This window comes from Streptomyces sp. CA189, assembly GCF_056428985.1.
On record NZ_JBWJVM010000062.1, the window covers coordinates 39,897 to 53,039 of the forward strand.

Annotated in this window: 11 protein-coding genes; 8 read left to right on the forward strand and 3 right to left on the reverse strand. The window is 69.8% G+C overall.

All coding sequences use genetic code 11. The features are described from left to right. Positions 1 to 27: 27 nt before the first annotated feature. Positions 28 to 303, forward strand: coding sequence for a hypothetical protein (locus AC061S_RS32935; RefSeq protein ID WP_478689546.1), 276 nt, complete (start codon positions 28 to 30; stop codon positions 301 to 303). A 30-nt stretch (positions 304 to 333) separates the two neighbouring features. Here the strand turns inward: AC061S_RS32935 and AC061S_RS32940 are convergent, their stop codons facing one another. The 3 genes from AC061S_RS32940 to AC061S_RS32950 form a co-directional block, all read right to left on the reverse strand. Next, complete coding sequence (locus AC061S_RS32940) at positions 334 to 1,596, reverse strand: histidine kinase dimerization/phospho-acceptor domain-containing protein (RefSeq protein ID WP_478689547.1); 1,263 nt, start codon at positions 1,594 to 1,596, stop codon at positions 334 to 336. After that, complete coding sequence (locus AC061S_RS32945; RefSeq protein WP_478689548.1) at positions 1,593 to 2,375, reverse strand: hypothetical protein; 783 nt, start codon at positions 2,373 to 2,375, stop codon at positions 1,593 to 1,595. The genes AC061S_RS32940 and AC061S_RS32945 overlap by 4 nt, the downstream gene beginning before the upstream one ends. A 277-nt stretch (positions 2,376 to 2,652) precedes the next feature. Beyond that, positions 2,653 to 3,303 (reverse strand): hypothetical protein, encoded by a 651-nt coding sequence (locus tag AC061S_RS32950; RefSeq protein ID WP_478689549.1) that lies wholly within the window; start codon positions 3,301 to 3,303, stop codon positions 2,653 to 2,655. Between the two features lie 222 nt (positions 3,304 to 3,525). Between AC061S_RS32950 and AC061S_RS32955 the strand changes: the two genes are divergently transcribed. The 7 genes from AC061S_RS32955 to AC061S_RS32985 all read left to right on the forward strand — a co-directional run bounded on the left by AC061S_RS32955 (position 3,526) and on the right by AC061S_RS32985 (position 13,021). After that, the gene (locus AC061S_RS32955; RefSeq protein WP_478689550.1) at positions 3,526 to 4,332 is read left to right on the forward strand and encodes an NERD domain-containing protein; all 807 of its coding nucleotides are present in this window, start codon (positions 3,526 to 3,528) and stop codon (positions 4,330 to 4,332) included. 119 nt (positions 4,333 to 4,451) lie between these two features. After that, complete coding sequence (locus tag AC061S_RS32960) at positions 4,452 to 5,450, forward strand: GNAT family N-acetyltransferase (RefSeq protein ID WP_478689551.1); 999 nt, start codon at positions 4,452 to 4,454, stop codon at positions 5,448 to 5,450. Positions 5,451 to 5,537: 87 nt separating this feature from the next. Continuing rightward, positions 5,538 to 6,569, forward strand: coding sequence for a non-homologous end joining protein Ku (gene ku, locus AC061S_RS32965; protein ID WP_478689552.1), 1,032 nt, complete (start codon positions 5,538 to 5,540; stop codon positions 6,567 to 6,569). A gap of 107 nt (positions 6,570 to 6,676) precedes the next feature. Beyond that, positions 6,677 to 7,561: a non-homologous end-joining DNA ligase gene (gene ligD / locus AC061S_RS32970; protein WP_478689553.1), complete on the forward strand. Its 885-nt coding sequence runs from the start codon at positions 6,677 to 6,679 to the stop codon at positions 7,559 to 7,561. A 201-nt stretch (positions 7,562 to 7,762) separates the two neighbouring features. Then, on the forward strand, positions 7,763 to 9,223 hold the full coding sequence (locus AC061S_RS32975; RefSeq protein WP_478689554.1) for a tyrosine-type recombinase/integrase: 1,461 nt from the start codon (positions 7,763 to 7,765) through the stop codon (positions 9,221 to 9,223). Further along, entirely contained in the window at positions 9,207 to 11,105 is a 1,899-nt protein-coding gene (locus AC061S_RS32980) for a hypothetical protein (RefSeq protein ID WP_478689555.1), read from the forward strand. Before AC061S_RS32975 ends, AC061S_RS32980 begins: the two co-directional genes overlap by 17 nt. Beyond that, on the forward strand, positions 11,102 to 13,021 hold the full coding sequence (locus tag AC061S_RS32985) for a hypothetical protein (protein WP_478689556.1): 1,920 nt from the start codon (positions 11,102 to 11,104) through the stop codon (positions 13,019 to 13,021). Before AC061S_RS32980 ends, AC061S_RS32985 begins: the two co-directional genes overlap by 4 nt. Positions 13,022 to 13,143: the final 122 nt, after the last annotated feature.

Below are 13,143 nucleotides of genomic sequence, written 5' to 3' on the forward strand. Positions count from 1 at the left end.
TTTCCGGACTGCTGTGAAACTGGAGGGGTGAGAAGCCAACCGACCCCCTTCGAGGGCGGCCCGATGGACGGCCGGACCCTCCCGATCCTCCTCGGTCCGACCGGCCACCCGTCGAAGTGGTACGAGATCCCGGTCCCCGCCCCGGACGGCGGCGCCCCCACAGTGCTGCTCTACGAGCGGGTCCCGGCGGGGTACTCCAAGCGCCTGGGCCTCCAGAAGGGCTGGAAGTACGTCTACGCCCCGGGCGGCCAGAAGCCGAAGCTCCGCTGGCCCTGGACGAAGCCGACCCCGCCGGGGGAGTGACGGCCGGGGGAGTGACGGCCGGGCGTCGCGTCACGGCAGCCGGGCCTCGACCAGGGTCAGTACGGCCTCCGCTCCGCCCGCCCCGCCCCCGGCGGGCGCCGCCTGCCGGAACACCAGTCCGGCCCCGATGACCTCCGCCTGTCCCACCGCGATGGTCAGCCCCAGCCCGTGCCCCTTGCTCCCGCCCCCGGTACGGAAGCGCTGGGGCCCGTGGGACACGAGGTACTCGGGATAGCCGTCACCGTGGTCCCGTACCGTCACCACCGGCCCGTCCACCGTCACCACCACCGGGGCCCGCCCGTGCTTGTGGGCATTGGCGACCAGATTCCCCAGCACCCGTTCCAGCCGCCGCCGGTCCGTCTCCACGTGGGCGTCCCGCGCCACGACCACCTCCGTATCGGTGCCCGACGCCCGCACCACCCGCCGCGCGAGGCGCCCGAGCTGGTGCAGGTCCGTCTCCACCACCTCGCTGCCCGAGTCGAGCCGGGAGATCTCCAACAGGTCCTCCGTGAGCTGCCGCATCGTGCGCACCCGCTCCTGCACCAGCTCCGTCGCCCGGCTCTCCGGCAGCAGCTCCGACGCCGCCTGCAGACCGGTGAGCGGGGTGCGCAGCTCGTGCGCCACGTCCGCCGTGAACCGCTGCTCCCGCTGGAGCTTCGTCTGCAGGCTGCCCGCCATCGTGTCCAGGGCCGCCGCCACCGTCGCCACCTCGTCCTGGTGCCGCGAGGGGTCCTTCGTGCGCGGATCCCCCACCCGCGCGTCCAGGTCGCCCTGGGTGATCCGGCGGGCCACCGTCGCCGTCTGGTGCAGCCGCCGGGTCACCCGCGTCACGGCGAAGGCGCCCACCAGCAGCGTTCCGCCGATGGCCAGGACCGACGATCCGATGATCGCGTTGTCCAGGCCGCTGATCGTCCGCGCGCTCTGCCCGTAGTCGACGGACGTGGCCAGCGCCTTCCCGTCGGCCGGGGCCGCCGCCCACATCAGCTGCCGGCCCTCGTACTCCGCCACGAGCGTCCCGCGCTCCCCGGAGAGGGCCAGTGCGCGCAGCCGGTCCGGGAGGCCGGCCGGGTCCAGCCCGGACTCCGGCGGCAGCACCTCGCCGGCCTCGTAGGCCCGCGAGGCGTCGGTCAGCTTGCCGAGGGCCTTCTCGCGGGCCGTCGCCACGGTCTGCCGGGTCACCTCCACGTGCACGAGCACGCCCAGCACCGCCGCGAGCGAGCAGCACATCAGCACGATGAAGCACGCCGACTTCCAGGTCAGCGTCGCCGTCCACGAGGGCAGCCGGAGCCTCACCGCGCCGCTCCCGCGGAGCCGGGGCTCGGGGACGGTCCCGGGGCCCGGCCCGGGCCGGTACCGGTGCCGGGCACGCGGACGATCTGCTCCCACGTCGGCAGCATCGAGCGCTGCGTCTCGTCCCAGGACCAGGTGGTGTTCACCTCGTAGCCGGCGTTGCCGCTCGGGACGCGCAGGATCACGTCCCGTCCGGCGAGCTCGACGCTGATGACCGTGTCGGTGGTGGCCATGATCCGGTTGAGCCGGCCCTCGGCGTCCGCCGTGTACACGCGTACGGACATCTGCTGCTCGGGGAACTCGATGCCGACGATCAGCTCGTCCTTGCCGTTGCCGGTGAGGTCCCGGTAATACGGCGTCAGCACCGGACACTTCTTCGGATCGGCCCCGTCCGCCCCGCACTCCTTGATCGCGGCAACGGTCTCCGGAGGCATCCCGTCGGGACCGGTCTGCACGTTCGGGTGAGCCCGCAGCTCCGCCTGCACCAGGGTCGCCGGGTCGATCCCGTGCACGTTCTGGTCCTGGACGGGCGCGATCCCGGGTACGTACTCGGGCGGCGCGCCCCCAGGATCGGCGGGCGGTACGACGGCCCCCGCGCGCCCGGGCCACAGGTGTACGGGCCCGCTCGCGGTCGGGGTCGCCCCGGCACCGGCCAGCCCGCCGGTGTCACCGCAGGCGCTCGCCGACGGCAGCAGCAGGGCGGCCAGCAGGGCGGCCCGGACGCCCCGGCGCCGACTCCGCCCCCGGTGTCCGGGAGCGCGGGAGGGAACGGATCCGATCACCCGTCCACCCTCCTCTCCCATGAGCATGTGCCTGTCCACCGTAGGCAGAGCGCATCGTTTCCGCCCGTGCGCCCGGGCCGGGGCGCCGCCGCGCCACATGAGGGGGAGGGGGGCCTTAGGGGGTGTCTTGCCGATCAGGCCGGGCTCGCGGCGTCTGGTGCCGCGCCTCGCCGCGTTGTCGTCGGTCCCCGACGCTCCGCGTCGACTCCCTCCTCCGCCTTGCGATGCACGGCACCAGACGCCGCTCCCTGATCCGGCCCGATCGACAAGACACCCCCTACGCGTCCGTACGCCCGCGGCGCAGCATCGCGAAGCCCAGCCCGGCGGCGCCGACCGCCGCGATGCCGCCGCCCGCGGCGAGCAGCAGCATGCCGTCACCGGGACCGTCGGCCAGCGTGTTCAGGCCCAGCGCCTCGACGGTCCCGGTACCCGAGCGCAGGGGCGCGGCCGCGGAGACGACCCGGCCGTCACGGCTCGCGGTCTTGTGCCCGGCAGGGCTTGCGGTGCCGGGGAAGCCGCCGGAGTCCTCCGCATCGCTCCCGCTCCCGCTACCGGTTGCGCCCCCGCCTCCGGCCCAGGAGCTGAGCCGGCCGTCGGACCGCAGCGCGAGGTGCATCTGCCCGGCGTCGCCGTAGCCGGTGCTGCCGTCGCGGCTGGTCAGGGTGGCGGCCATGGAGCCGTCGGGGTTGAGGACCTCGGCCTGGTAGGCGTCCTTGGCCACGCGGAACACCTTCGCGGTGGAGACCCCGTCCGCGAGGGACAGGGTCTTGACCAGGGTCCGCTGGGCGGTCACGCCCTGCGCGGAAGAAGCGGACGGCACCCCGTCGGCGAGCGCGGCCGCCGCGGGGAACGCCAGCAGGGTGCCGGCACCCACGGCCACGGCGGCGGCGCGTACGAGAGTGCGGCGGCTGCGGCTCACGGTGTTCACGGGACGTCCTTCGGTGCAGGTCAGGCCCTGGTGCGTCCAGGTGGGATAAACGTATGCACCGGCCGTTGCGGTAACCCGTTGCTTCTGTAACAGCCACGCCTCAGCGACCCGACGGAGTCGTTACACGGCGCGCGCCGCACGAGAGGCGCCGCGGGCCGGACCCCACCGGGGGATTGCCGCGGGGCGCCTGGGCTGCTCCCATGGACGGCGGGGGTGAGGGCGATGGCTCCGAGGGGACTGAAGGTACTGCCGAGCGGCCGGCCGGGCCGCGGCCGGCTGTATGTGAACCTGCCCGACGGCCGGGCGGTGGCCTGGTACGACCGGCGGGCCAACCGGATCAGCGTGCTGGCGGACGAGCGCCGGGAGGAGATCCTGACGGCGTTGCGCCCCTACCTCACCGGAACCGTCGCCATCGGCCCGCCACCCGTCCCCACCGCCGAGGACCTGCGCCGCCTGTCCCTCCCGCCGGACGAGGACCTGGCCCCGAACCGCCCGGGGGAGGCCCTGCTCGGCGCCCTCACGCACGGCACCGCGGGCACCCGCGCCCGGCACCGGCTCCGCCAGGACCTCACGGTGAGGCAGCGGATGGGCGACGTACTGGACGCGATGGCGGAGTCGGAGGACTGGCAGGTCCTGCACTCCGTCCACTCCGTCGCGGACCATTTGCTCATCGGCCCGCCCGGAGTCTTCTGCATCCGCACGGTCCAGGGCCGCCGCCAGCGCGCGGCGATCGGCGACCTCCTCCTCACGGTGGGCCGCGCCGACCCGACCCCGGACCCCCGCGAGACCCGCCGCGCGGCGACGTACGCGGCCCGTGCCCTGTCGACCCCGGTGACCCCGGTCCTGGCCGTGGTCGACGCGACCCGCCTGGACGTGACCCCCACCCTCCGAGACGTCCGCGTCCTCACCCCGACCACCGCACCCCCCTTCCTGAGGAACGCGCCCACCACCCTCAAACCCCCGGACGTGGAAGCCCTCTTCAGCGCGGCCAGAGACCGCCGAACCTGGTTTCAGCCGTCCGGCGCTTGAGGACCGGGGTCTGGGCAATCGGACCTGGTCACGGGCCTCCGGGGCCGGCCGACCGCTCGCTTCGCCATGCGGTGCCGCCCGTGGTGTGATGAAACGGGGACGCCGAGAAGGAGAGCACGATGACCTCACCGGCAGCAGAGCGGAACACCGTCGCGGGCCCGGTGTCGGTCCGCCCGTTGGCCGAGGCGGACCTGGATCGGGCCGATGAGATCTTCCGGATCGCCTTCGGGACGTTCCTCGGGCTACCCGAGCCGAAGACGTTCTTCGGGACCGCCGATTACGTCCGCACACGCTGGGCGGCCGACCCGCACGCGGCCTTCGCGGCGACGATCGACGGTGAACTCGCCGGATCGAACTTCGCCGCCAACTGGGGCAGCGTCGGGTTCTTCGGACCGTTGACCGTGCGTCCGGACGTGTGGGACCAGGGCGTCGGCAAGCGCCTCATGGATCCGGTCATGGACTGCTTCGACACCTGGGGAAACCGCCACCTGGGCCTGTTCACCTTCTCGCACAGCCCGAAGCACCTCGAGCTCTACCGCAGGTACGGCTTCTGGCCCCGATTCCTCACGGCCGTCATGAAGAAGCACGTCGCGGCCCCCGGCACTACGGCGCCCGGCTCCGCAGCCCCCGGCCGGGTGATGTACGGCGAGCTGCCCGCCGCCGAGCGGCCCGCCTGCCTCAGTGCCTGCCGCGCACTCACCGGGGCCGTGTACGAGGGCCTGGACCTGGAACGCGAAATCGTCGCCGTGCACGCGCAGGGACTCGGTGACACGATCCTGCTCCAGGGCGGCGGCTCCGAGCTCGACGGCCTGGCCGTCTGCCACTGCGGAGCGGGATCGGAGGCCGGCGAGGACGTGTGCTTCGTCAAATTCGGCGCCGTACGCCCCGGTCCGGAGGCCGCCCACCGCTTCGAGCGACTGCTCGACGCATGTGAGCGACTGGCGGCCGAGCGCGGGCTGAGCCAGCTGGACGCCGGGATGAACCTGGGCCGCCCGGATGCCTATCGGCGCATGATCGACCGTGGTTTCCGCACCTGGTTGCAGGGCGTCACGATGCACCGGCCCAACGAGCCCGGTTACAGCCACCCCGACGCCTATGTGATCGACGACTGGCGCTGAGACCGCCGGCCGGCCGGGTGGTCGTCGCCGAGTGTCGCGCCGTCCGACCTCGACTTAGCCTGAGGACCCCAGGGAAGGAGCGCCGGTATGAGAGCGACCTGGAAGGGGGCCATATCGTTCGGGCTGGTCACGATCCCGGTCCAGCTCTTCACGGCCACGGAGGAGCACGACATCCCGCTTCGCCAGGTGCACGAGAAGGACGGCTCCAGGGTGCGGCTGCGGCGCGTATGCGAAGCCGAGGACGTCGAGATTCCGTACGCGGAGATCGGCAAGGGATACGAGGCCCCGGACGGCAGCATGATCATGCTGTCCGACGAAGACCTCGCCGACCTCCCCCTCCCCAGCAAGAAGCTCATCGACGTGCTGGCCTTCGTCGACGCCGAGACGATCGATCCGCTGATGTTCTCCAAGGCCTACTACGTCGGCACCTCCGACCGCGCGGCCGCCAAGCCCTATGCCCTGCTCAAGCAGGCCCTGACCGAGGCCGGGCAGATCGCCGTCACGAAGATCGCCATCCGGTCGAGGGAGTCGCTCGCCGTGCTCCGGGTGCACGAGGACACGCTGGTGCTGCAGACGTGTCTCTGGCCCGACGAGATCCGGCCCGCAGCCGGCGTCGCGCCGGAGGGCGAGGTCACGATCCGGCCCCAGGAACTGCAGATGGCCAAGTCCCTCATGGACATGCTGTCCCAGGACTTCGACCTGTCCACGCTCCACGACGACTACCAGGAAGCCCTCCAGCAGGTGATCGAAGCCAGGCTCCAGGGTGTCGAGCTACCGCACGAAGAGGAAGCCGCCCCGACGGGCGGCAAGGTCATCGACCTCATGGCCGCTCTGGAGAACAGCGTCCGCGCGGCCAAGGAGTCACGCGGGGAGCAAGGCGCCACCGAGGAGACGGAGGCCGAGGTCCGGACCCTGCCCGTCCGCAAGACCGCGAAGAAGGCCCCGGCGAAGAAGGCGGCGCCGGCCAGGAAGGCGACGGGCTCCGCGGCGGCCAAGAAGGCCGCCGCATCACCGAAGGAGGCCGGCGGGAAGAAGACCACCGCCGCCACGAAGAGCACGGCCAAGGCCACCGCGAAGAAGACCGCGGCCAGAAAGACCACCAAGCGGGCCTCCGCCTGAACCGGCAGCCAATGCTGAACCGGCAGCCAATGCCGAACCGGCAGTCAACGCTGAACCGGGATTCGACGGATCGCACGGTTTCTCCCGTTTCGTGGCAATCTCATCGTATGACGCCGATCACCATGGTCGAGGGCCGTCGCATTTCGCTCAGCAACCTCGACAAGGTCCTCTACCCGGAGACCGGCTTCACCAAGGGCGAGGTCCTCCACTACTACGCCACGATCGCGGGCCCCCTGCTCGCCCACATCCACGACCGCCCGGTGTCCTTCCTGCGCTATCCCGACGGCCCGGACGGACAGCTCTTCTTCACGAAGAACCCGCCGCCCGGTACCCCCGGCTGGGTGAAGACCACCCCGGTTCCGCGTTCCGAGGACCTCCGGGCCGAACAGGTCGTCGTCGCCGACCTGCCCACCCTCATGTGGGCCGCCAACCTCGTCGTCGAGTTCCACACCCCGCAGTGGCCGGCCGGCGCCCCCGCCCTCGCCGACCGCCTGATCCTCGACCTCGACCCGGGTCCCCCCGCCACCGTCGTCGAATGCGCCGCCGCCGCCCTGTGGCTCCGGGACCGGCTGGCCGCCGACGGCCTCCACGCCTGCCCCAAGAGTTCCGGCTCCAAGGGCCTCCACCTGGCGGTACCCCTCGAACCGACCCCCTCCGAGCACGTGTCGGCGTACGCCAAAACCCTCGCCCAGGAGGCCGAGCGCGAGCTCCCCGACCTCGTCGTGCACCGGATGACCAAGGCGCTGCGCGCCGGGAAGGTCTTCGTCGACCACAGCCAGAACGCCGCCGCCAAGACCACGGCAGCCCCGTACACCCTGCGCGCCCGCGCCCTGCCCACCGTCTCCACCCCCCTCTCCTGGACGGAGGTCCAGGACTGTCGCACCCCCTCCGACCTGGTCTTCCTCGCCGACGACATCGCCCCCCGACTGGCCCGCGAGGGTGATCTCTTCGCCGCGCTCCTGGACCCCGGCCTGGCCGGACGGCTCCCGTGATCACCGTCGCGCTCGCCGTGGCCGTACGCTCCCTGCCGCGCGCGCCCGGTCTCGCGTACGAGCCCAAGTTCGACGGTTCTCCAGACACTCTGGAATGTCTCATCCGGGTGACTCTCCGGAGCCTCCCGTAGCTGTTCGCATGATCGTCCGTTGTGGTGACTGTCGGGTTCTTCGGAACAGTGACGGCCCTCGGAGGAATCTGTGCAGCTGTTCTTCACCAACAAGCGGAAGGTCTGGAAGGTCGGTGAGGTCGCCGGCCTGAGCCACGTCCAGCTCACGGAGCTTTTCGAGCGACGTCGCATACCCGCAGGTACACCGATCCTGCTCGACGCGGCGATGCGCCCGGTGGAACCGGTCTCGACCTGGTTCCGGAAGATCTCCTTGAGTGGCCTGGACCCGAAGACGATGCGGTCGTACGCGTACACCGTCCTAATGCTGCTGAACTTCCTGGCGGCGCGGGGGCTGGATCTGAGCTCGGCCGCCGAGTCAGACATCCAGGAATTCCGGCAGTGGCGGCGTGCGGACGCTGAGGAGCCCGTTGGGGAGGCGACCTGGGACCGTGATTCGGCAGCCATCAGCGGGCTCTACGACTTCCTGCTTCAGGACGGCTTTGTCGAGGTCCGCCCCTGGCGGGCGACGGGGCGGAGAGCATCACTGCGCATGGGAACCAGCCGTGATCTGCGGGTGCGCCATATGGAGCTGGAGCAGTACCTCTACTGCCGGGACGTAGGTTTCGGCGGGCTGGCGCCGGATGCACGTCTGGACGAGACGTTTCGGGGATGGCGACCGCACCGCAACCGGGCGGCATGCGAGCTCGCGCTCATGACCGGCATGCGCATCCAGGAGTGGGCAACTCTCCTGCTGCCGGAACTCGGGCTGGAAGCCGGCCTGCGGCCACGGACCACGGACGTCGCCCTTGGCGCCTGCGCGAAGTACGGACGGCCGCGCTCCGTCTATGTCCCCATGGACGCCATGGAGCTGCTGGACCCGTACCTGCACATCGAGCGCCCAGAGATCGTCGCGAAAGCCCAGTCCGCTCTGCGTCGGCAGCACCGGGATCTCTTTGTGGTCCAGCGATTCGAGGCAGACGCTTCGAAGGTCCGCGGGGTTCTCGACGGCCGAACGGTGACGCGGGTGATCAAGGACATGAAGCCCGATCTCCGCCGCATCACCGTGTTGGAGACCGGAGACGGCCTGGATCCGTTGGCCCTGTTCATCGGGCAGGGCGGGCGGATGCTCACCTTCTCGGGCTGGGACCGGATCCGCTGGCGGGCCTGGGAACGGATGAAGCAGTGGGCAGCTCAGGTCGCGGTTCCGCAGTTGCCGCGCCGCTGCTGGGTCTACCACGACCTACGGCACACGTTCGCTCTGCGCCTTCTGATCTTCCTTACGCGCGAGGGGTTGAACGATGCCCAGGACCAGGGCCTGCCGATGTCGACCTTGCTGGACCACATGACGGGCAACCCACTGCTGGTCGTGCAGCGCCGGCTCGGACATGCCCAGCCATCCACGACCTATCGCTACATCCGCTACCTGAAGGACCCCATGCGGGAGGTCGACGATGCCTTCCGCGAGTGGACCGCATCCGGCGGCGCTTCGTACATCACCGTCGCCCGCCATCTGCTGAATCTTGAGGAGCACGTGCATGCCACGCAGGGGTGAGCACAAGGGCGATTTCCCCACCTCCAACTCCCGGCTTCCCGCCCAGCGTCGGGTCGGCGTCCGAGAGGTCGTCGCCACCGACGGCAACGGGGCGATGGCCGCCGTCGCACTCGATCCAACCGCCTTCGAGTGCGAGACGCTGGCCGCGGAGCTCGCCGACGAGTGGGTGGAGCTGGCCGCAGCGGCTGGTCTGCACGCCGGCACGAACCGGCAGTACCGGCGGGCCATCAGGGCGTTCTGCGAGCACGTTGACGCCACAGTTCCCCATCCTCGACAGGCGTCGCTGGCCCACGCCGAGCCGGATCTGCACCACGCGGTCACCGAGTGGATCCGTGTGCTGCCCGCCGAGCACAAGGCCGGATCGCGGACGCCGGCCTGGCTCGCGGGCAAGTTGCGCATTCTCGTGGGCCGCCGGATCGAGCATCGCGAACGTCCCGTGGCGGGGCACCTGCACGGTTGGGTGGACGGCTCTGTCGGCCTGCGTCGCGGGCAGTCACAGGAACTCGACGAGTTCACCCGCAGTGACAAGAAGAGACTCGTACAGACGGCATGGGCCGGCCGCCTCGCCATCGAGGCAAGGATTCGACGCGGCTGGGAGCTCGCGGCCAGTGGCACAGACCCAGCGAAGGGAGGATGGGGCGAACCGGCCAACCTGCTCTGGGCTCTGGCCAACGATGCATGGACCTGCGGTGAGATCAGTCAGCACCTGCCGGTCTGGTCGGACATGCCGGATTCACTGCGCGGCTTGCTGCCGCAGGGGATCGCCCCGGGCGGCGCCAAGAGGGCCTTGCTGAGATTTCTCGTCCGCCAGTTGTTCCTGAGCAACCTCGACCTTCAGCCGTACCGAGTCCTGCTGATGGTGATCACTGGTCGGGCCCCGGAGGAGGTCACGCTGCTGACTGAGGACGACATTGAGTTCGGCCCGCACGGCGTGCTCATCGACTTCAGTAAGTGGCGGGCTCACGCACACACACGACAGGCATTCAGCACGCCGCCCATGGACACCACATCCATCCTGCATCCGAGCAAGCCGAGGCTGGATGCTGCGGAGATCATTCGACGGCTGCTGGACATGAACCGGCCACTGGCCGAGCGGGCCGGCATCGCACCGGTTCCGCTGTTCCTCCGAGCGTCGTTGCCCGCCTCCTCGCTGTCGATCTCGCGGATGGACAGAGTGGTCGGCGGCACGTTCCGGGACTGGCTGAAGGTCCACGACCTTTCGGTCGATGGCGTTGCGGACATCCGGCGGCTCCGCAAGTCCGGCAAGGTGGAGAAGGCGATCGCCTTCAAGGGTCGGGTCAGCGACATCGCCGACGACCACTCGGTGGAAACCTTCCACGGCCACTACGCCCACGGCACCACGCTGCGGGTCATCGCCGGCAACGTCATCACAGCTGCTCAGCAGCGCTGGTTGACCCAGGCGCTGGACGGTCCGCTCGTGCTCACCGAGGAAGCGGAAGAGTCGCTGCACGAGCCGGGATCGGCCGCCGCCCTCGGCCTCAGCGCCGAGGAAGTGGAACAGTTGCGGGCCGGCCAGATGGACATGGGCGTCTCCAGCTGCAGAGACCCTCTCGACTCGCCATACGGACGGCCCGGCCAACTCTGCCCCGTCGCACCCACGCGCTGTCTGGAGTGCCGCAACGCGTTCGTGCTCCCGTCCAACCTCCCTCAGCTGCTGCTGTTCTCCGCTCACTTGGACCAACTGAAACTGCGGTTGTCTCCCCAGCACTTCCACGCCCTCTGGGGACAGAGTCGTGTCAACGTCACCGAGGCGATCAAGGCCCGCACCGACGCGGAGATCACGCATGCTCGCCAACACATTGCTGATCAGGGGCTGACTCTGCCGCTTCCTCTCGCCGCACATGTGGAGTTCGACGCATGACCAAGCACCTACCCCTTCCTCATGGCCGATCGATCTTCCGCGAAGACGAACCTGTCATCCAGTCCCACCCCCTGCTGGAGGGGGCGAAACCCCCACGGTTCGACTCCAAGGAGTGCTGGGACCTCAACGGGGTGGTCCGGAGGGCACCGAACATGCAGGCCGCAGGCATGCGGGTCTGGTTTCGTGACCTCAGCCCGGACTGGAATCTCATGGCCCGTGAACTGGCCATGGTCTGGTTCAACCCGCGGCATCCGGCCGTCCTCGCTCGCGGACTTCACCTGGGGGCTGACCCTCTGTCGGTCGTGACCGTCGCCCAACGGATCGGACATCTGCGGGCCATGGCCGCGTTCGGCTCTGCCCAAGGGCTGCCCGCGAGCCTCGACGACTGGAGCGACGCTGACTTTCAGAACTACGTCACGCAGCGATGCGAGACCGGCGAGGCGACCAGCGCCCTCGGGCACGTCCATCTGATCAAGGCTCTCTACCGGCTCCGGCACGTTCTCGCATCCGGAGGCATCCAGCGGGATCCCTGGCCCGGCGTTTCCACCAACGCGGTCCTGAACCAGCCCATCGTGCCGGATCTCAAGACCCCGGTGATTGCTCCCGAGACGTGGTTCCCACTGATGCGCGCCGCGTGGACGTACATCAGCGTGTTCGCCCCCGACATCCTGCGTGCCCAATCCCACTGGCAGAACATCCAGGCGCGGGCTCGCAAAATCGGCACAGCCGAGGCGGACCGCCTGTTCAGAGCCTGGGTGTCTGACTCCGCTCACGCGGTTCCCCTGCATGGGGCCGGGACTGCTGAGGGACTCGTCAACTGGTCACTGCTCAGCTGGACGATCGGAGCCCCGCCGAGGCACGTCCACCTGTTCGACGCCTCGTCAAAGCCAGGACGCGAACGCCGGGAAGTCGTCGAACAGTTCGTCGCCGCCGGCCGTACGCAGGTGGGCCTGGTGGCCGATCTCATCGAGGTATCGCGGCCAGATGGGAGCCGCGGACCGTGGCACCACTCGATGCAACCGCACAGCCTGTGGCTGGAGTGCGTCACCCTACGCAATGCCTGCTACGTGTTCGTTGCCGCGCTGTCGATGATGCGGGACTGCGAGATCCGAGAGATCGTAAAGGGGGCCGTCGTCGAGCATTACGGCACTCCGGCGGTGAAATCCACGAAAAGAAAACTGGACCCGGACCTGCCCACGAAGCACTGGTGGATCATCACCCCTGTCGCAGAGGCGATCGACCTCGCCTCGCAGCTGTCGCAGCTGTCGCAGCACGATGAATTGGCCTTCGCATCAGCGAGTCCGAGATCCAGCGGCGAGGGATTTGTCAGCGGGCATGCGATCACCGACTTCATCGCACACGTCAATCGCTCCCGTCACATCACCGGCCTCGCCGAGATCCCGCAACAGAACGTCACCCCGCACATGTTCCGTCGGACGATGGCCATGCTCACCAAGGACTTCCCTGGCTCCGAGATCGCGGTCGGCATGCAGCTCAAGCACGCCGCCACCCGAGCCCTGGCCAACCGCACCACGCAGGGCTACATGGATCACGACCCGTCCTGGGCCCGCCACCTCGACACCGCCATCGCAGAGCGCCGGTTCCAGCGACTCAAGGACCTCTACATCTCCGACAGCCACGGGGAGAGCATCGGCTACGGCCCCGGAGCCGAGCGCATGCGTGAAGCTTTCGCAGCGGTCCGGCAGCAGGCCGAAACTCTCCGCAGCACAGGAAAGGCCCAGCGCGGAGACATCCGCGTCGAATTCGACCTCCTGCGACGCACCCGGATCTCCATCCGCTTCGGCAAACTGAACCACTGCACGATGAACGATGCCGACCCCGTCGGCGCGAAGTGCCTGGAAGACGCCGTTGTCCCCCAGGGACACCGGGGACCTCTCCTCGACCGCTGCCACTGAACTTGATTGGGTGATGTCGGGGCTGTTCGCCTGACAGCGTCCGGGTCGTTCCGGTAGCCCTGATGCTGTGAGGTACGCGCAGGGCGGCGGTTTGACCGACGCCGAGAGGGCCGCGCGGGAGC